General features: G+C 68.9%; 16 protein-coding genes and 1 pseudogene. 9 read left to right on the top strand and 8 right to left on the bottom strand.

Annotated elements, in window-relative coordinates:
* Window positions 1-212: 212 nt before the first annotated feature.
* From OG702_RS05415 to OG702_RS05405, 3 genes are all read left to right on the top strand, one after another.
* The gene (locus OG702_RS05415; protein WP_327287737.1) at window positions 213-4,292 is read left to right on the top strand and encodes a discoidin domain-containing protein; all 4,080 of its coding nucleotides are present in this window, start codon (window positions 213-215) and stop codon (window positions 4,290-4,292) included.
* Between the two features lie 347 nt (window positions 4,293-4,639).
* Window positions 4,640-5,035, top strand: coding sequence for a hypothetical protein (locus OG702_RS05410; protein ID WP_327287736.1), 396 nt, complete (start codon window positions 4,640-4,642; stop codon window positions 5,033-5,035).
* 273 nt (window positions 5,036-5,308) lie between these two features.
* Window positions 5,309-5,671 carry a YybH family protein gene (locus tag OG702_RS05405; protein ID WP_327287735.1) on the top strand — a complete coding sequence of 121 codons (363 nt, stop codon included), beginning with the start codon at window positions 5,309-5,311 and terminating at the stop codon, window positions 5,669-5,671.
* Between the two features lie 69 nt (window positions 5,672-5,740).
* On the opposite strand, the gene OG702_RS05400 is transcribed toward OG702_RS05405, so the two are convergent.
* Together OG702_RS05400 and OG702_RS05395 are read right to left on the bottom strand one after the other, a co-directional pair.
* Entirely contained in the window at window positions 5,741-6,064 is a 324-nt protein-coding gene (locus OG702_RS05400; RefSeq protein WP_442814691.1) for a DUF6086 family protein, read from the bottom strand.
* A 122-nt stretch (window positions 6,065-6,186) separates the two neighbouring features.
* Entirely contained in the window at window positions 6,187-7,350 is a 1,164-nt protein-coding gene (locus OG702_RS05395; protein ID WP_327287733.1) for an ATP-binding SpoIIE family protein phosphatase, read from the bottom strand.
* Window positions 7,351-8,321: 971 nt separating this feature from the next.
* On the opposite strand from OG702_RS05395, the gene OG702_RS05390 reads away from it, so the two are divergent.
* Together OG702_RS05390 and trhA are read left to right on the top strand one after the other, a co-directional pair.
* A complete protein-coding gene (locus OG702_RS05390) occupies window positions 8,322-8,651 on the top strand; it encodes a MerR family transcriptional regulator (protein ID WP_327287732.1) in 330 nt (109 codons plus the stop codon).
* A gap of 70 nt (window positions 8,652-8,721) precedes the next feature.
* Complete coding sequence (gene trhA / locus OG702_RS05385; RefSeq protein ID WP_327287731.1) at window positions 8,722-9,525, top strand: PAQR family membrane homeostasis protein TrhA; 804 nt, start codon at window positions 8,722-8,724, stop codon at window positions 9,523-9,525.
* An 89-nt stretch (window positions 9,526-9,614) separates the two neighbouring features.
* On the opposite strand, the gene OG702_RS05380 is transcribed toward trhA, so the two are convergent.
* Genes OG702_RS05380 through OG702_RS05370 form a run of 3 tightly spaced genes read right to left on the bottom strand, consistent with a single transcriptional unit; the run spans window position 9,615 to window position 12,099 of the window.
* Window positions 9,615-9,944: an STAS domain-containing protein gene (locus tag OG702_RS05380; protein WP_327287730.1), complete on the bottom strand. Its 330-nt coding sequence runs from the start codon at window positions 9,942-9,944 to the stop codon at window positions 9,615-9,617.
* On the bottom strand, window positions 9,941-11,296 hold the full coding sequence (locus OG702_RS05375) for a PP2C family protein-serine/threonine phosphatase (protein ID WP_327287729.1): 1,356 nt from the start codon (window positions 11,294-11,296) through the stop codon (window positions 9,941-9,943). Before OG702_RS05375 ends, OG702_RS05380 begins: the two co-directional genes overlap by 4 nt.
* A complete protein-coding gene (locus OG702_RS05370) occupies window positions 11,296-12,099 on the bottom strand; it encodes an alpha/beta fold hydrolase (protein ID WP_327287728.1) in 804 nt (267 codons plus the stop codon). Before OG702_RS05370 ends, OG702_RS05375 begins: the two co-directional genes overlap by 1 nt.
* Window positions 12,100-12,292: 193 nt before the next feature.
* Here OG702_RS05370 and OG702_RS05365 point away from each other — a divergent pair, with 193 nt between their 5' ends.
* Window positions 12,293-13,579 (top strand): MFS transporter, encoded by a 1,287-nt coding sequence (locus OG702_RS05365; protein ID WP_327287727.1) that lies wholly within the window; start codon window positions 12,293-12,295, stop codon window positions 13,577-13,579.
* 239 nt (window positions 13,580-13,818) lie between these two features.
* Here OG702_RS05365 and OG702_RS05360 read toward each other — a convergent pair whose 3' ends face one another.
* Window positions 13,819-14,931, bottom strand: coding sequence for a GDSL-type esterase/lipase family protein (locus OG702_RS05360; RefSeq protein ID WP_327287726.1), 1,113 nt, complete (start codon window positions 14,929-14,931; stop codon window positions 13,819-13,821).
* A gap of 135 nt (window positions 14,932-15,066) precedes the next feature.
* Here OG702_RS05360 and OG702_RS05355 point away from each other — a divergent pair, with 135 nt between their 5' ends.
* Together OG702_RS05355 and OG702_RS05350 are read left to right on the top strand one after the other, a co-directional pair.
* Window positions 15,067-15,408: an ArsR/SmtB family transcription factor gene (locus tag OG702_RS05355; protein ID WP_327287725.1), complete on the top strand. Its 342-nt coding sequence runs from the start codon at window positions 15,067-15,069 to the stop codon at window positions 15,406-15,408.
* 79 nt (window positions 15,409-15,487) lie between these two features.
* A complete protein-coding gene (locus tag OG702_RS05350; protein ID WP_327287724.1) occupies window positions 15,488-15,955 on the top strand; it encodes an FG-GAP repeat domain-containing protein in 468 nt (155 codons plus the stop codon).
* Window positions 15,956-16,040: 85 nt separating this feature from the next.
* Here OG702_RS05350 and zwf read toward each other — a convergent pair whose 3' ends face one another.
* Entirely contained in the window at window positions 16,041-17,480 is a 1,440-nt protein-coding gene (gene zwf, locus OG702_RS05345) for a glucose-6-phosphate dehydrogenase (protein WP_327287723.1), read from the bottom strand.
* A gap of 73 nt (window positions 17,481-17,553) precedes the next feature.
* Window positions 17,554-17,859, bottom strand: a pseudogene (locus tag OG702_RS05340) (aldehyde dehydrogenase family protein); the annotation flags it as partial.
* A gap of 507 nt (window positions 17,860-18,366) precedes the next feature.
* On the opposite strand from OG702_RS05340, the gene OG702_RS05335 reads away from it, so the two are divergent.
* Window positions 18,367-19,185, top strand: a complete 819-nt coding sequence (locus OG702_RS05335; RefSeq protein ID WP_327287722.1) for an SAM-dependent methyltransferase — start codon at window positions 18,367-18,369, stop codon at window positions 19,183-19,185.
* Window positions 19,186-19,336 lie beyond the last annotated feature (151 nt).

The following is a 19,336-nucleotide window of genomic DNA, read 5'->3' as shown; positions in this document are numbered from 1 at the left end:
CGGGGCTGAGCCGGGACACCCGGCTCAGCCCTGGTGCGGGGTACCGTGCGTGAGCGCTGACCTCTCGGGAGCTGCTCAAGGTCACGAATCCAGTCGGAACCATTGACAAGACTTAAAGTGCTGGTTGAGCCTATGGCAACGTTGTCAGGTGCCTATCGGCGCACTCCAACGACCTGTCACTGCAGGGCCCGTACGCAAGATTGGATTAACCCATGGCGCATCAAGCGCAGCCGCCGCGCGACATCTCCAGAAGGACCGTCGTGACGGCCGGGTCGTCGCTGCTGGCCGGCTTCGGGCTCGCTGCGGTACTTCCCGCGCAGCCGAGCTCCGCTGCGGAGCCAGGCGCCGGCGGAGCGAGTTCGCCCTCGGCCGGGGAGTTGGCGCTGTACCGCCCCGTCGAGGTGTCCTCGACCGACTATGCTCCGACGCCCGGTGAGTTCGTGGTGGACAAGATCGCGTCAACCGGCGTACGCGGCACCGGATGGCGGGCTGCCGACGGCGATCCGCAGTGGATCTCGGTCGACCTCCAGGCGGAGTGTCAGGTCTCGGCGATCCGGCTCACGTTCGAGGGGGACGAGCACGACCCGGTCTTCGTCCGACCCTCGGGGAACTGGTCCGACGGGACAACGGGCAAGGAGATCCTTTCGAGCTACTCGGTCGACTTCGTCGTGGAGACCTCGCGGGACAAGCGGGTCTGGACGAGCGTCTACCGCACCACCGCCGGGACCGGCGGAGTAGTGGACATCTCCCTGGACGAGCCGGTTGCCGCCCGCTGGGTGCGGATGACCTCGCGGAAGCGCTCCAATCCCAACCCGCTGGGTCTGAACGGATTCGAGGTCTACGGCGTCGCAAAGGGCCACCGCGAGCCCGCTACCGGCTGGACCGACTGGGGCCGACACGACCACAAGGCTCCCGCTCTGGAGATCGCGGCGGACGGTACGGCGCCGGTGGAGTCAGGGTGGACGCTGACCATGGACGATTGGGCGGCCGGTGAGGGCGCTGCCCTTTCCGGACCCGAGGTGGACACGAGCGCCTGGCTGCCGGCGACGGTGCCCGGCACCGTCCTTGCCTCCCTCGTCGACCAGGGCCACCTGCCAGACCCGGTGAGCGGCCTGAACAACCTGCATGTCCCCGAGGCGCTCTCCCGCCACTCCTGGTGGTACAGGCGCGAGTTCGAGGTGCCGCGTGGTCTGCAGACCGGGCCCGGACGACACGTGTGGTTGGAGTTCGACGGGATCAACCACCAGGCTGAGATCTGGCTCAACGGCCGCCAGGCGGGGGCGATGACCTATCCCTTCGCCCGCTCCGCCCTCGACATCACGGGACTGCTCGCAGCGCGGGATACGAACGCGCTGGCGGTGAAGATCACTCCGATGCCGATTCCCGGAAGCCCCGGCGACAAGGGCCCTGCGGGCGAGTCGTGGGTAGACGCCGGCGCCGGACAGATGAACCTCAACTCGCCCACCTATCTGGCCGCCTCCGGCTGGGACTGGATGCCGGCTGTCCGCGATCGGGCGGCGGGTATCTGGAATCATGTCAGGCTGCGGTCCACCGGCGCCGTCGTGATCGGCGATCCGCGGGTCGACACCGTCCTGCCGCAACTGCCGGACACCTCGGTTGCCGAGCTGACCATAACCGTGCCCGTTCGCAACGCGGACTCTGCGGACTCCCGGGCGACGGTCTCGGCGGCATTCGGCGACGTCAACGTCTCGCAGGCCGTCGTCATCCCGGCGGGGAAGAGCATCGACGTCGTCTTCACCCCCGACGCCTACAGCCGGCTGCGTCTGCGCAATCCGCGACTGTGGTGGCCGAACGGCCTCGGCGATGCGGACCTGCACGACCTGATCCTCACGGCGTCCGTCGCAGGTCAACGGAGTGACCGGCGCACCACCCGGTTCGGCATTCGCCAGTTCGGCTACAGCTACAAGCTCCCGCTGCCGTTCACGGGCAGCGGCGACTCGTACACCCAGACCGTGGATGTCGAGGCGCGAACGGCCCGCTACGTACGCATCCGATGTCTCACCCGGGCAACCGGCTGGGGCTCCTCGCTGTGGAGCCTCTCGGTCCTGGACAGCTCCAAGCCGACAGTGGACCTCGCCCTGCACGCGGCCGCGACGGCTTCCTCCTCGGCGGACGGCACACAGCCAGGCAGCGCCACGGACGGCGACCCGGCCACCCGCTGGACCTCGGCCTACGAAGACGACCAGTGGCTCCAGGTGGACCTGGGCTCGGCCGTGGCCTTCGACCGTGTCGACCTGACCTGGGAGCAGGCATACGCGCAGACGTACACCGTTCAGGTCTCGGCTGACGGCTCTGCCTGGACGGACGCGAAATCCGTGGACAACTCGGCGGTGCCGCTACCGTTCAACGGCGGTGACTCCAGCCTCCAGTCGGAAGACCTCACGCCGCAGACAGCTCGTTTCGTGCGTCTGAACTGTGGTCTCCGCCAGACCAGCTGGGGCACCTCCTTGTGGTCCCTGGCCGTGGTCAACAGTAGCGAACCGGGTACCGACCTGGCCCTGCACAAGAAGGCGACCGCGTCGAGCGAGGATCCCTCCTATCCCGTCTCCAACGCCACCGACGGTGCGCCGGGGACTCGTTGGTCGTCGGAGTACGCAGACAACCAGTGGATCCAGGTCGACCTCGGCTCTGCGCAGACCTTCGACCGGGTGTCGATCCTCTGGGAACAGGCGTACCCCAAGACGTACGTCATACAGGTGTCCAGCGACGGGCAGACCTGGACGGATGTCAAGTCCGTGAAGAATTCGCCCGATCCCCTGCAGATCAGTGTGAACGGCGTGCGGGTCCTGGCTCGTGGCGGAAACTGGGGTTGGGACGAACTGCTGCGCCGCATGCCCGCCGAGCGGATGGACGCCGCGGTGCGGATGCACCGCGACATGAACTTCACGATGATCCGCAACTGGGTGGGTTCCAGCGACCGCGAGGAGTTCTTTGCCAGTTGCGACGAGCACGGCATCCTGGTCTGGAACGACTTCCCCAATGCTTGGGGCATGGATCCCCCGGACCATGACGCCTACAACTCACTGGCCAGGGACACGGTGCTGCGCTACCGCATCCACCCCAGCGTCGTGGTGTGGTGCGGAGCCAACGAGGGCGATCCGCCCAAGGCGATCGACGACGGCATGCGGGACGCGGTGCAGTCGCAGGCACCCGGGGTGCTCTACCAGAACACCTCATCCGGGAACATCATCAACGGCGGCGGCCCGTACAACTGGGTTGAACCAGAGAAGTACTACGACCCGTCTTCGTACGGGAGCAACAGCTTCGGCTTCCACACCGAGATCGGCATGCCGGTGGTGTCCACCGCCGAGAGCATGCGCAACCTCGTCGGCGACGAGCCCGAGTGGCCGATCGGCGGGTCGTGGTATTACCACGACTGGAGCGAGCGCGGTAACCAGGCGCCGCAGAGCTACAAAGCTGCCATCGAAGCGCGCCTGGGCACGGCCAAGGGTCTCGACGACTTCGTGCGCAAGGCACAGTTTGTGAACTACGAGAACACCCGCAACATGTTCGAGGCCTGGAACGCCAACCTGTGGGACGACGCGAGTGGGCTCATGCTGTGGATGTCCCACCCCGCGTGGCACAGCATCGTATGGCAGACCTACGACTACGACTTCGACGTCAACGGAACCTACTACGGCGCGCGTGCGGCGTGTGAGCCCCTCCACGTCCAGGCTGATCCCTTGAAGTGGCAGGTGATCGCGGTCAACCACACGGCCCAAACGCTGAAGGGTGCCACGGTTGACGCCCGGATCTACGACCTGGAGGGCAAGCAACTGGGCTCAGCACGCCGGGCGATCGTGAGCGTGGATTCCTCTGCCGTCGCCGAGGCATTCGCGATGCCATGGACGGACAGCCTGCCTGACGTGCACCTCCTGCGGCTCGTCTTGGAGGACAAGCGGGGGAACGAACTGTCCCGGAACACCTACTGGCGCTATCGCACGCCGGCGTCCATGACAGCGCTCAACACGGTCGAGCCGGCCCGGCTCTCGGCTTCCATCGGACGTGTCAAGCGCCTCAACGGACGTGGTGAGCTGACCGCGACAGTCCGGAACCGCGGTTCCGCTGTCGCGGCCATGGTTCGCCTCTCCCTGCGCGACCACCACACGGGTGACCGCGTGCTGCCGACTCTGTACGGCGAGAACTACCTCTGGATGCTGCCGGGGGAGACACGAACCGTGACGTTGTCGTGGCCCGAGACGGCCCTTCCTTCGGGGCGTCCTGAGCTGCGAACTGAGGCCTACAACGCTCCGTCCATCACGGTGAGCTGAGACGAGTGCCATCCGGCGGCCGCCACGGTAAGACGGCGGCCGCCGGACGACCTCCGACAGCTCCGCCCGATCGGACCGTGTGCGGCACGTAGGAGTCCGACTCCTGCATGGAGACATCGTGCAGTGGACCGTAACGGACTGCCCTTGTCACTCGGAGTCTCGGCGCCGATGAGCACGACAGCATCCCATCCCCCCGAAGGTTGAGGACGGTGGTCCGCCTCCCCGGCCCTGACGGCCACACAGTGACTGTCCGTGGGGGGCGAATCCCGATATTGCCCCGCCGCGTACGGATGTCGCCGGGGTGAGACGATGCGGCGTCCCCGTAGGGGGATCGGAGTTTGGGGAATGTGACCACGTCTTCTGGGGTGCTGGGCGGCGGCGTGCTGCTGCTGAGCGTGATGTTCTGGGCGCAGCAGTTGCGTCTGCGGTCGTTGGGGTGCTTGCTGCGGATCGACGCAGCCGGCGTGACAGTGGTGGGCGAATCGACCGTGCCGTGGCGTGATCTGCGCAAGGTCGAGGTCGTCAGGCGGCGGATCGTGGCATTCGTGCCGCGGTCGGCGGACGTGGTGCCGCCGATCGTCCCGTCCGGGCTGAAGCGCCTGAACCCCCAGCGCACCCGGGAGAAGCTGACCGCGCGCTTCGGTTCGTCGCTGGTCGTGCCCACGAGCGCGTACGGCGTGAGCGCCGAAGAGATCGTCCACGCTGTCCGAACGTACAGCGGCGGGCTGCCGGTCTTCGACTGACCCGGACCCACATGTGACGGACCGAGGCGGGGCTGTTTTTGTTCCGCACTCTTCATGCTCACGGTGGCCATCAGCAGGACTCCCCGATCCGTGACGCGATCATCCCAGCGGGAAGCATCGCGCACTCTGCGGTCCCGCGGCCACCTCCTTGACAACGGGTCGGTACTCGCGACAGCATAAATGTGTCACGACATACACGTCGTGCCATACGACAGCGGGCGAGTGTCATGGGTCGGGCCCTCGCGATCGGGCACAGAGTGAGGAGACCTGGCCATGAATCTGGATCACCGAGCTCATGCCGACGCCTGGCTGGCCGCGTGGAACGCGCATGACCTGGACGCCGTCATGGCCTGCTACTCGGAAGACGTCGACTTCGCCGCCTCGACGGTCGTACGACGCTGGGGCAGGCCGGACGGACGCCTTCGGGGCAAGGGGGAACTGCGGCAGCACTTCGCCCTCGGCCTGGAGCTTGCTCCCGGCTTGGTGTTCACCGAGGAGACCCTGCTGGCGGCTCCCACCGGCTACGCCCTCCTGTACCGGCGCGAGAACGGCAACCGCGTGCTGGACGCGGTCGAACTGGACGAAGCAGGCCGAGCAGCCCGCGTACGGGCCTTCTACGCCACCCCCCAGAAGTAGCTGCCCCACGGACCGACGGTCGGTGGACCGCGCCGGTGGGCAAGTGATCGGCCGGCGGTTTCGCCCCCGTCAGCGAGGCATCTGCTTCCCCAACTCCCGTGCCTTCTCGCGCAGTCCCTCAGCCCGGATACGCCCTTCGGCCTGAGCGGACATCCCTGCGGCCGCAGAAACCTGGGCGCCTTCGAGTACGCCATCCGGGGCGGGTCCGAACTGTGCCCAGTCCCCACTGATCCCGGCGCGCTCGGCGAGAACCAGCACGGTGGCGGTGACCCCCTCGGAGAGCGCGAGCACTACGGCATGACTTGTTCCTCGGTGCTGCGCCAGCAGGGCGTTGACGAAGACCTCGAAGACGGCCGGGTCGATCTGGCACTCGTCGTTCTCCATCGGTCCGATGGCTGGCTCAACACGGCACCTTTCGCCAGGTCGTGACGGGTGCGGGTATCCGGTCGGATCAACGCTTCCGTCGCTGTTACGTCCTGGCCGGTCGCCGGCGACGCGGGCGTCGCTTTGCCCGGTCACCAGAGCCCTTTGGCGACAGCGACGGAGGCGTCGTCGTGGTACTTGCCGGCGCTGCGCAGGAGGTGGCCGGCGATCACGGTGGGGGAGTGCCTGAGGAGGGCGGGGAGGGTTTTGGGGGTCCACCGTTGGGTCAGTCCGTCGGAGTGCATGACCAGGGCGCTGCCGGCCGGCAGGGGGAGGGTGACGGTGCGCAGGGTGCTTATCTGGTGTCCGGCGGTTCCTGGCGTGGACGGCAGGCTGTTCTTGGTGTTCGGGGTGACGACGGCTGCGGAGATGTTGCCGATCCCGCACAGGAGTACCTGCTGCCGGTCGGGTTCGATACGTGCCACGGCCACCGCGGCGCCCCGGGTTCCGGGCAGGGCGTGGTGGATGTCCTCCATCACCGCTTCGGGTGATCGTCCCCTGCTGGCATGGAAGGCGCGGATCGCGGCCTGGGTGGCCATCTTGGCCAGGGGGCCGTGGCCGAGCCCGTCGCAGAGCAGCACCAGCAGCCCGGGCTCGGCGCCGATTGTCACGGGTGCGCTGCCGGTCGTGCTCCTGCCGCGGTCCGGCAGGGATCGCTCGGGGGTGCCGCTGCGGGAATCCGGCGCTGCCCTGAGGAGGGGTTGTCCGGGCGCTGATGTTCCGGCATCTGCCCAGCGTGTGGCCCAGCCGTCCCCGCAGTCCTGTCCTCCGCTGATGGGCCGGGCCAGCCCGCCCACCACGGATTCCGGCAGATCACCGGATGAACCGTGGTTGTAGAACCGGGCGTCACGTGGCCAGAACCGGGCCAGCATCACGGTTCCCTGGCCGGGTAGGGAGTGCAGGTCGAAGGTGTCCGCGAGCCGGGCGACCATGCCCAGGCCGATCCCCAGCGTCCCAGCCGTCGAGCGGCCATCAAGCATCGATGCGGCGACATCCGCCATCCCCGGCCCGTGGTCCATGGCCAGGAATTCGATCCCGGCCTGCTGCGCGGTCCGCACGACCCGCAGCGCGATTGCTCCGTCGACGGCGTGCTTGACCAGGTTCGAGGCTGCCTCGGAGACCGCCAGGGCGACCTCGCCGGTCCGGTGCTCGCTCAGTCCGGTCCGCGTCGCCAGCTGTGAGGCGGCCGGCCGGGCACCGGTGAGGTCGTCGCGGAACCAGGCCACGTCCTCGCTCTCCAGCAGCACACGGTTCATGGCGTACCCCAGGTGGCGCACGCCGGGACCGAGGGGCTGATCATGCTGGCACTGCTGTGTTCCATGGCAACCCCCGGAGTGGGCCGTCCCTGCCGGCGCACTCCGCCGGTCCCTGGCGGGGGCCGTCTGCCCCTGAACGGCAACCGTGATCGTGTCGAGGGAGGGTTTTCCGAGTATCGGGTGAGAGTTACCTCCTCCTCGAACACCGAAAAATCTGTCCTGGCTGGAGTAGACATTGAGCTCCGGCGTGGTTATGGTTTCTCTTGTAGCCGAGATCGAGCAGGGCCCGGCAGAGATGAACTGCCGGGCAGGCAGTACCCGCAAGTGCAGTACGCAGGACGGTGCGGTGGTGGAGTTCCGAAGCCAGAGCGGTTGCAGGACGGGCGACGGGGCTGACGACCGGACCGGGTGGCCCGCAGTGATCAGGGGCTGCCATGAGCAGGACCGCAGTTCAGGCAAGTTGCAGTACCCGTAAGTGCAGTTCGCAGTATCACGCAGCGAAGTTCAGTGAGCGGTACCTCGGTAAAGGCGTCGGCTGCGGGCGCGCGTACCGGGAGGTTCGGCAGTGGGGTTCCAAGCCAGAGCAGATGCAGGACGGGCGACGGGGCTGGCTGCCGGAGGTGGTGCTTACTCAGGCCACGGCGGTGTGCATCACCAGCAGGACCAGCGGTGCGCAACGCCAGCAGTTGATGTGTGACGGGTAGTTGACCCAGAGGGAAGAACGGAGGAGCCGAAGCATCATCGGATCGCCCGGGCGGAGCCATGGAGTCCGGGTACCGCAGGACATCGTTAGTGAGGTGGTCTCCGGTCAAGCAACCGCGATCCCCGCGCCCCCGGCAGCAGTCCGGTCGGGTCCGCGGACTCAGTAGGCCGGCGCAGTATCAGGGCCGGCAGATGGTGTAGTAGTTCCTTCGGGGCCTTGGTGCCGTTCGGCACCAAGGCCCCTCCAGCGCGTTCCGCAGAGAGGCGAGATGACAGTAGGCGACTCGTACAACCGGCTTGACGACGACGATTACCCCGCCTTCACCATGGGCCGGGCCGCCGAACTGCTCGGCACCACCCAGAACTTCCTGCGCGCCATAGGCGAAGCCCGCCTGATCACCCCGCTGCGCTCGCAGGGCGGCCACCGCCGCTACTCCCGCTACCAGCTGCGTATCGCCGCCCGCGCCCGGGAACTCGTCGACCAGGGCACTCCGATCGAGGCAGCCTGCCGCATCGTCATCCTCGAAGACCAGCTCGAAGAAGCCCAGCGCATCAACGCCGAATACCGTCGCGCCGCATCCCAGCACGTCGACCACTGACCCGCAGTCCGCGGCAACGCGCCGATACCGCGACTTCCGTGACCTTCCACTGATTTCGTAATATGAGTGCATGATCGCTGAAGAAGCCCAGTCGTCGGCACCCGGACGGGAGCCCCGGCACCTGTCCGGTGCCACACCCGACACTTTCCGCGCACCGGCGGTCGACTCGGCTGCCGGCCCGACCGGCCGGCTGAGTGCCGGGAAGGCGGCCGCCGACCTGGAAGGCGGGGTGGAGCACGCGGCTGCCGTGGTGAAGCCGGCGATGCGCGGGTGGCTGCACGCCGGGATGTTTCCCCTCGCGCTGGCCGGCGGCATCGTCCTGATCGCGCTTTCGCGTTCGGCCGCGGCAGTGGCGGCCTGCGCGGTGTACGCGGTATCGGCGCTGCTGCTGTTCGGCACGAGCGCGGTGTACCACCGCGGCAACTGGGGCGCGCGCGGGGAGGCAGTCCTGCGCCGGCTGGACCACGCGAACATCTTCTTGATCATCGCCGGCACGTACACGCCCCTGGCGGTGCTGCTGCTGAACGGCCGCCAGCAGGTGGTACTGCTGTCCCTGGTATGGTCCGGCGCCGCGGCCGGCATCGCCTTCCGCGTCTGGTGGATCCGGGCGCCGCGCTGGCTCTACACCCTGTGCTACATCGCCCTGGGCTGGGCGGCGGTGTTCTATCTGCCCGGCTTCGCGCGCGCCGGCGGCATCGCAGTCGTCGTCCTGGTCATCGCCGGCGGCCTCCTCTACACCGCGGGCGCCCTCGTCTACGGCCTGAAGCGCCCCGACCCCTGGCCGCGCTGGTTCGGGTTCCACGAGGTCTTCCACGCCCTCACCCTCGCCGCCTTCAGTGCCCACTACACCGCCATCCTCCTGGCAGCCGCATGACCTTGTTGAGGACAGGGCGATACGCGGGTTGGCAGGGGTCCGAACCCGCCTGACCACTGAAGCACCGCGCCTGCAAGGGTTGCCGGGCTTCACGCACTGTCGCTGCGGGGGTGGATGGTGAACACCTGGTCCAGGCCGGCGATGGTCAGGATGCGCAGGGTGTCGGCGGGGACGGCGGCGAGGATGAGGTGGGCGTCGGCGGCTTGGGCGTACTGGCGTGCGGCCAGGAGAGCGGTGATGCCGGTGGAGTCGCAGAACTCCAGGCCGGACAGGTCGATGACCAGGTTCTGGCCGGGGCTCAGAGCGAGTCGTGCGACCTGTCCGCGCAGGGCGGTTGACTGCTCGTAGTCGAGTGCGCCGATCACGTGGAGTACGACTCCGGTGGCGGTGGCGCGGTGGGTGATGTTCAGCGGGCTCATCGTGGTGGGTTCGTTGCCGGGCGGGTGGTCGGAGGGGTGGCGGGTGCGCCGAGTGCGAGCAGGGCGGTGTCGTCGTCCAGGCCGTCGCCGAAGCTTTCCAGCAGCCCGGTCAGTGCGGTGATGATCTGCCCGGGTGTGGCGGGGGCGTGCTCGATGGCGAAGGCGTGCAGGGCGTCGTCGCCGAAGAGGTGTTCGCGGGTGAGGCCGGTGCGAGCCTCGGTGAGGCCGTCGGTGTAGAGCAGGAGCGTGTCACCGGGGCCCAGGGTGGTCCGGGCGGTGGTGAAGCGGGCGGCGGGCAGGACGCCGACGAGGAGCCCTCCGGGGGTGGGCAGCTGGTCGACGCGCCCGTCGGCCCGCATCACCAGCGCCGGCGGGTGGCCGCCGGAGGCAAGGCGTACGGCGATGTGCCCGTGGGCGGTGCCTGGTTCGAGGATGCCGAAGATGACGGTGCAGTAGCGGGGGTCGCCGCTGGTGGCGTACCGCTCGTGCAGTACGGCGTTCAGCGTCGTCAGCGTCGCGGCCGGCTCGGGGTCGTGGAGGGCGGCGGCCCGCAGGGTGTAGCGGGTCAGTGAGGTCAGGGCAGCCGCTTGGGGACCCTTGCCGCACACGTCTCCGAGGAAGAACGCCCACTGGCCTCCGCTGAGGGGGAACAGGTCGTAGAAGTCGCCACCGAGGCGGTCGGGGGAGGCGGTGTGGTAGTGGACGGCTGTCTCCAGTCCCGGTACGGCAGGCAGCGTCGAGGGCACGAGGGACTGCTGGAGTACGGAGAGGGCGTCCGCCAGGCGTTGCCGGTCCGCCTCGGCTTGCCGGCGGGCCGCTTCCGCCTCCGCGTGGGCGCGTTCGGCCTCGGCGCGCGCTTGCTCGGCTTCCTCGCGGCGGCGCAGGAGTTCGCGCTCGTAGGCGCGCCGGTCGGAGGCATCGAAGACGGTGGTGCGCACCAGCAGCGGCTCGCCCTGGCTGCCGTGCTTGACCTTGGAGGAGACCAGCACCGGCAGTCGGCGCCCCTCGGCGGCCTTCATCTCCAGCGCGACACCGCGCAGTTCGCCCTGCATCCGCAGCAGCGGCGCGAAATGCGTCTCGTGGTACAGCCGGCCGCCGACGGTGAGGAGATCCGCGAAGCGGACCCGGCCCACCACGGCGTCGCGCTCTATCCCCAGCCATTCCAGCAGTGTCGCGTTGATCTTCGCGATGGTGCCGTCCATAAGCGTCGACAGGTAACCGCAGGGCGCCTGCTCGTACAGTTCCTCGGCGCTGTCCTCCAGTAGTGCGGAGAACGCGACATCGGTGCCCAGGGCGTCCTGCACGCCCGCTGACTCCGGTCCGTCGCCCGGCTCCTCGCCGGTGCGGCACATCACCGCAGGTCCGCCAGGAACTCCAGGATCGCCTCGTTGGTGGCCTCCGGTGCGCTCAGTTGCGGGCAGTGCCCGGTGGCATCGAGGGTGACCAGGCGGGAGGTGGGAATCGCGGCATGCACGTACGCGCCGACCTCGCGGGGGGCGATCAGGTCCTGGGAGCACTCCAGGACCAGGGTCGGCACGCTCACGCTCTTCAGGTCCTGACGGGTGTCGGACAGGAACGTGGTGCGGGCGAAAACCCGGGCGATGTCAGGATCGGTGGCGCAGAAGCTGTTCGTCAGCTCCTGCCCCAGCTCCGGCCGGTCCGGATTGCCCATGATCGCCGGAGCCATCGCGGCCGACCAGCCCAGATAGTTCGACTCCAAAGACTCCAAGAGCTCATCGATGTCCTGCGCGGCGAAGCCGCCTCGGTAGCCGTCGTCGTCGATGTAGCGGGGCGAGGGAGCCACCATGACCAGCGCCCCGATCCGCTCCGGCGCCCGACGTGCGGCCAGCACCCCGACCATGGCGCTGACCGAATGCCCGACGAACACCGCCCCGCGCAGGTCCAGCTCCTCGCAGACCTCCACCACGTCAAGGGCGTAACCCTCCAGCGAGGAGTACCGCTCCTGGCTGAAGGCCGACAGGTCCGAACCGCCGGAGCCGACGTAGTCGAACAGCACCACCCGGTGCCGCTTCTCCAGGGCGGGCACGGCCAGCCGCCACATGTTCTGATCGCAGCCGAAACCGTGCGCCAGCACTACCACCGGCCCTCCGGGAGGTCCGCTGACGGTCACGTTGTTCCTGCTGCGAATATCCATACACACCGCCTTCCCCCGCAGCCTCAGAAAACCCGGATGGCCAGGTGACAGGCAGCTCCACCGAAACGAGCGACCCCCGCCAGCCGGCCGGACGCCTGGCCACGGGCCGCGCAAAGGAGCCGGGTGAACCTATGTCATTCGGTCAGCGCCGAACCATTGGTGACTGTCACGGGTTCGTGGCGAGGCTGGGGACATGACGACATCCGCCGTACCCGCACAGGCCGACCAGCGGGCAACCTACCGGGACGTGCTGGCCGAACGCCGATTCCGGCTGCTCTTCTCGACGCGCACCCTCGCGGTCACCGCGGACTCGCTGCGCATCACCACCTTCTCGGTGCTGGTCTTCACGAACACCGGCTCCGCACTGTTCAGCGCACTGGCCTTCGGCGTCGGCTTCCTGCCGCAGCTGTTCGGCTCGGTGCTACTGGGTTCACTGGCCGACCGCCTGCCGCCACGCGCGCTCATCGCCGGCGGCTATGCGCTGGAGTGCGCCGCCGCCCTGCTGCTCGCTCTGCTGCCGATGCCGGTCGCGGCGAGCCTGGCCGTCGTGGCCCTGGTCGCTCTCGTCACACCGGTGTTCGGTGGCGTGTCGAGTCGGCTGGTCGCGCAGTGGCTGGAGGGTGACGCCTATGTGCTGGGCCGTTCGCTGAACAACATCGCCTCCTCGGGCGCGCAACTAGTCGGCCTGGCCCTTGGCGGCGCTGCCGTCGCCGCTCTCGGCCCGCACCGCGCAATCGCGGTGAGCGGCGCACTGTATCTGGGCTGCGCGCTCGCCATCCGACTCCGGCTGCCCTGGTTGGCGCCGGGGGCGCCCCGCGACGCCCGAGGCGGTGGCGGAGCCGTCCGGGCGAGCCTGCGCGGTGCCGGCCTGCTGCTGCGCGGACGCCCGGTGCGACGGCTGATGTTGGCCCAGTGGCTGCCGTCCGCGTTTGTCGCCGGCGCGGAGGGTCTGATCGTCGCCTACGCGGGCGGACGCCACTTCGCGCCGGGCCGTTACGCGGTGCTGATGGCCTGTCTGCCGGTCGGCATGCTGATCGGTGACCTGCTGGTCGGCCGACTCCTCGGGCCAGATACCCGGGAGCGACTTGTGGTCCCGCTGGTCGCCCTGATGGGGCTGCCACTGCTCGGCTTCTCCATGGAGCCCGGTGTGGTCCTTTCGTCCTGCCTGCTGCTGCTCTGCGGCTTCGGATTCGCCTACGGTCTCGGCGTGCAACGTCCCTTCCTTGACGCCTTGCCGCAGGACGGCCAGGGCCAGGCCTTCGGGCTGCTCGGCTCCGGCAATATGACGCTGCAGGGCGTCGGGCCGGTTTGCTTCGGTGCCGTGGCCGCGGGCATCGGAACCGGCGGCGCAATGGCGCTGGCGGGTGTTGCGGCAGTGCTCACCGCAGGCTGGATACTCAGCTGGCACGCGCCCACCTCGCCGGCCCCGGTCGAGGGCTGCTCAACGGGATCAAAGGGCGACACCGAACACCATGCGTAGCACCACTCCCGCACGGTAGCCGGTGCGTGATGGGTCACTCGCGACCCGTCACGCACCCAATCAGCAGGCGTCCTGACGGAGAGCCATTTCACGTAGCTCATGGTGTGAGGAGCCCCAAGCTTTTCAACTGGACAAGTGCGGCGGAATCCGTGCCGACCTTCCACCTCACTCAACGAGTGCGGCGACAACGAGATTCACGGGTCGGGCGCTCATGCCCGCCAAGACCGACGAGCCCTGTCCTAGGTGAACAGGGCCAGGTCGACGGCGTCCGCGAGGGTCCGGGCACCATCGTCGCCCGGGTGGACGCCGTCGCCGGAGTCGAAGGCGGCGGCGAGTCGGCCGGGGTCGCCCCGATCGGCGACGGCGGCTGCGAAGTCGACCACGGGCCAGTCCTGTTGGGACAGGATGGCGTGGTTCACGGCCTGCCGGACGTCCTCGTTGCCCTCGGCCAGGAACGCCGGGTAGCTGCTTCCGCCGAAGGGGGTGAGGGTGCCCAGGGCCGGTCGGATCCCGCGCTGCTGCGCACGGTCGGCCAGTGCGAACAGGCCTTCTGTGAGCTCCTTCGCGTCGGGACGGGGCGACAGGGCGATGTCGTTGAGCCCGCCCATGATCACCACATGAGTGGCTTCGGCGACGCCCAGCACGTCGCGGACGAAGCGGTCGGTCATCGAGGGCCCGACCGGTGAGCGGAGCACTCGGTTTCCACCGATACCCGCATTGAGCACGACGGCCCTGTCGACGCCGGCAGCGAGCAGCCTGCGCTGGAGGTGATCGGGATACCGCTGGTCGCGATCGGGTGTGGTGCAGTCACCTCTGGTGATCGAGTCGCCGAACGCGACGATCACCGGGCCCGTAGCCGGTGCGTCGACCAGAACCTGGGAGATCCAGAACAGTGAGGCGCACCGCGCGGATTCCGTGAGCTCGGGGCGGTCCACCTGGTTTCCGGGCGCCACCTCGGCGGTCCGCTGGGCGGAGTGCAGGTAGGTGGCGGGCTCCGTACTGCCGGAGGTGAAGCAGCTGACGACCAGCTCTTCGCCCGCTGCGACCGTGAGCGGGATCGGATCGCTCACCGCCGACTCGCCGGCCGGGATCTCCCATCGTGCGCCGCCGAGTCGGAGGGCCGGCAGCACGGACGTCGTGTCGCTGGTGCTCACCGCGACGGCGTCGAGCACCAGCGGTCCACGCCCGAACTCGTTGCTCAGCGTTACCCGCAGCGCTGCTCCTCCGCGCCGTAGCCGGACCGCCTGCCGGACCGTCTGCGCCGAGAACGCGCGGGGCGGCGGGAGGAACTGAAGCGTCTCGTCCGGCTCCGCCAGGGCGGCCAGCACTGCGGTGGACCAGGCGTCTGACATGGTGCCTCCTTGAGGGTGACGCGACCGTTTGTGGTCGTAGATCCTGCGGCGTTCGACGCACGCCGATTACGTCGATGATTGTCGAACAGTACGACCCTGATCGACAGGCTGGCAAGCGCGAACTAAACTGCTCGCGTGACCGAGACCAACGACGACAGACACCCGCCCGCCGCAGACCTCCGGCTGCCGACCGTGCTCGCTGCCCTCGCGGATCCGGTCCGGCTGGTAACGGTCCGGGTCCTTGCGGCTGTCGGTGAGTCGCCGTGCACCCAGCTGCACCACGCTGCGGAGTTGCAGATCAGCCGCTCGACGTTCTCCCACCATCAGCGGATCCTGCGCGAAGCGGGCATCCTGCGCGAGCGCATCAACGGCGCCCGGCGCATTCTCAGCGTCCGCCGGGAGGACCTGGACGCCTGTTTCCCAGGACTTATGGACGCCATCCTCAACACCCCTGACGCCTTCCTGGCCGCCCCTTGACCGGCCGGACCTCAGACGAGCCGGAACTGCCACCGGTGCGCTTGTGGTTGGAACGCTGGGACGGCCGGCCGGAAGGCCAGTGCCACTGGAAGATGGACTACCGGGCGTCAGTGGACTACTCGGGCCGGATCTCCTGGCCATCGACAACGCCGGTGTCATGTGGCGCGAGGACACCGAACAGGCCCCCTGGGCCACCCAACTGGCCGGGAGCGACCGGGTCAGGATCGGTGCGGGCTGGAACACCTACAACCGTGGTGCCGCCGTCGGCGACCTGGTGGCCTGTGACGCCTCCGGTGTCCTGTGGTTCTACGCGGGCACGGGCAAGGGGACGTTCGCGGCACGTACGCGTATCGGCGGCGGTTGGAACGTGTACACCCAGCTGATCGGCGTGGGAGACAGCGACATCGACGGCAGGGCGGACCTCATCGCTGTCGACCGCGGCGGATCCCCGTGGCGCTACCGTGCCACCGGCATCCCGCAGGCCCCTTTCGCACGCGGCGAGTTGACCAGCCTGTTCAACACCGGCAGCTACAAGTCCATGGAATGATCCCGCCACCGGAGCAGCGGGTTCTCCCCGCGCGGAACCCGCTGCTCTGATCGGGCATCGTGGACCACGATGTCCAACGGGACGCTCAGCTGTCGGGGAGCCGCCAACCCCGTTCGCCCGCAAGGCGCATGGCCGCCTCCGGGCCCCACGAGCCGCGCGCGTACGGCAGCGGGTCGGGGTGGTCGCGCAGCACGGGGTCGCACACCTGCCACAGCCGTTCGATCTCCTCGGCGCCGGTGTAGAGCGTCTGGTCGCCGTGCATCGCGTCGAGCAGCAACTTCTCGTACGCCTCCAGCGGTTCCGCGCTGGGAAACGCCTCGTCGAACCGCAACTCCAGCCGGGCGTCGGCCAGCACCATGTCCGGGCCGGGCTTCTTGGCACGCAGCACCACCGACACCTCTGGTTCGTCGGTGAGTTCCAGCACGATCTCGTTGGGGTCGCCCTGCCTGCAGGAGGCCGCGCCGAACAGCGCCTGCGGCGGGTTGCGGAACCCGACGGTCACCACCCGGCGCGTCTGCCCCATCGACTTGCCGGTCCGCAGCAGGAAGGGCACACCCTGCCAGCGCCAGTTGTCGATCCAGGCCCGGACGGCGGCGAAGGTCTCGACCGTGGAGTGCGGATCGACGCCTTCCTCGTCGCGGTATCCCTCGTACTGCCCGAACACCACCTCGTCCTGCGCGAAGGGGCGCAGCGACTGGTAGAGCTTGTACTTCTCGGCCCGCAGCTCCTTCCCGCCGATCCGCACCGGCGGCTCCAGCGCGACGAAGCCGAGGATCTGGCACAGGTGGGTGGTGACCATGTCCCGGAAGGTGCCGGTGCCCTCCATGAAGGCGGCCCGGCCCTCGATACCGAGGTCCTCCGGCACGTCGATCTGCACGTAGGCGATGTGGTCCCGGTTCCACGCCGGTTCGAACAGGCCGTTGGCGAAGCGCAGCGCAAGGATGTTCTGGACCGGCTCCTTGCCGAGGAAATGGTCGATCCGGAAGACGCGCTCCTCCGGGACCACCTCGTGCACCGCCGCGTTCAGCGCCTTCGCGCTCGCCTCGTCACTGCCGAACGGCTTCTCCATGATCAGCGACGCGTTCTCGGCCAGGCCGGTGGCGCCGACCATCTGGATCATGGGCTTCATGGTGCTCGGCGGTACCGACATGTAGACCAGCGTGCGGGCCCGCTCGCCCGCGTCCTGCTGGGCCTGCCGCACTGCGGCCGCCAGGTCCGCGCCGTCGTCCGCCGACGACGTCTGGAAGCGGATGTGGGCGGCGAAAGCCGTCCAGACGTCGTCCTCGAACACCTCGCCGGCGTGTTCACGGACCTTCGCGGCCAATTTGTCGCGGAATTCCGCGTCAGTGCCGGGTGAATGCCGGCCCGAGCCGACGATCGTGAACTTGTCTGGCAGCATCCGGGCGCGAAAGAGTTTGTAGAGGCCGGGAAAGAGTTTCCGCCCGGCCAGGTCTCCGGTCGCGCCGAACAGGACGAGGATCTGCGGATCCGCGGGGGCGGCGGAGATCCGGTCGGCAGAGGTCATGGTGCGCGTCGTCTCGCTTTCGGGGTGTGGCGTCGCCTGCGGGGGATGTGCGGCACGGTCTTGCCGGGCGAGTCTAGGTTTCGGCACCCCGAATTCCGGCGACCCGCCGTCCCGGGCGTGCGCGGCGCCACCACGATCGACCGAACGGCGGCGCGTTCGGCCACCCGACCGCCCCCACGGCCGGTCGGCCGCGGCCCGGTCGGGACGCCCCCACGCGGTCGCCCGACGGCTGGAGGCCGGCCCCGTATGGATCAATGAGTCCGCGGTCCGCGCCGAGGCCGTAGTGGCCGGCATTGGCCCGCGCGATGGCGTCCTCGATGTCGTCGAACCTCATCAGGCTCAGAACGGGGCCGGATTGTTCCTCCTGGACGATGCGGACGTGCTGCGGGGGTTGCCGGGCTGTCGATCGTCACGCGGCCGGCCAGGAACCTGGCCAGCACGGGTACCGGCGCGCAGACGCAGAGCGATGTTCGATCCGTAGTCTGCAGAACCGGCGCTGCATGCGGTGGCGCACTGACGGCATGACAGACTGTCCATCGACAGCGGGAGTTGAGGAGCGGGGACGCCGTGACGGACCTCTGGCCGGGTGGAGCCCCCACCGTCTTGCGCATGGCGCTGGGCAAGCGCCCCCAGGACCTGCCGGAGCAGGCCGGAATCGGCCCCGAGCAGGCCGCCGGCCGCTGGACGTCACGCACGCCACCGTCCGGCCGACGGAGAAGGCCGAAGCCGGGCGGAAAACCGGCCGGCCCCGTCACGCTGCGGGCCGAACGCCAGGCGCCGCTCGCTCAAGCTGATCCGCCACAAGCTACGCAGGAACTATCTACCCATGAGGCAGCACGTTGAGGACTCGCACAGTGGTGAGGCCGCTACAAACCGGAGGACGGCGATGACTGAACAGGGCTTCTCCGTCGCGGAGATCGACACGGCCAGGCCGCACCCTGCCCGGATGTACGACTTCTACCTCGGCGGCAAGGACAACTACGAGGTGGACCGGGAGGCCGCCCAGCGGGTGATCGACCTGGCCCCGCAGATCGTGCCCATGGCCCGGGCCAACCGGGCGTTCATGCACCGCGCCGTCCGGTTCCTCGCGGAGAAGGGAATTCGGCAGATCATCGACATCGGCACCGGCATTCCCACCGCGCCCAACACCCACCAGGTGGCACACGAGGTGTCACCCGAGGTCCGGGTCGCCTACGTCGACAACGACCCGATCGTCGCCACCCACGCGGGAGCGCACCTGCTCGACGCGGGCAACACCGGCTTCTTCCTCGGCGACCTGCGGGACCCGGAGAGCATCCTGGGCCACCCCACCATCGGCGAGCTCATCGACTTCGACCAGCCGATCGGCCTGATGCTCGTCGCCATCCTCCACTTCATCCGCGACGACGAAGACCCCGCCGGGCTCGTCGCCGCCTACTGCGACGCCCTACCCGCGGGCAGCTACCTGGTCCTCAGCCACGGCACCAACGACTTCCACCAGACGGACGCGAAGTCGTCGCAGGCCCGTGACGTCTACCGGGACAGGGGCGCCACCGCCACCTTGAACCTACGGTCCTACGAGCAGGTGCTCGGCTTCTTCCGTGACCTGGAACTGGTCGAGCCCGGCCTGGTCCAGCCGCCGCTGTGGCACCACGAAGGACCGGAACCGACCACGGAAGAACTGGCTCGGATCGGCTTCTACAGTGGCGTCGGTATCAAGCGCTGAGGCCGAGCGGCTTGCCCGGCGCGGTGCCCGGCAGTCGACCCTGGGCCTGACCGTGCCCACGTTGCTGATCGTCCTGCCCCTGCTCGGGTGCCGCCAGCCGACGTGCCTGCCGAGTCCAGGGGACGGAACGCCGTGATCGGCTACCCCGCGA

Origin of the sequence: Streptomyces sp. NBC_01198, from assembly GCF_036010485.1 — a bacterium.
Classification (GTDB): domain Bacteria; phylum Actinomycetota; class Actinomycetes; order Streptomycetales; family Streptomycetaceae; genus Actinacidiphila.
This window is presented reverse-complemented; position numbering and strand designations above follow the sequence as displayed.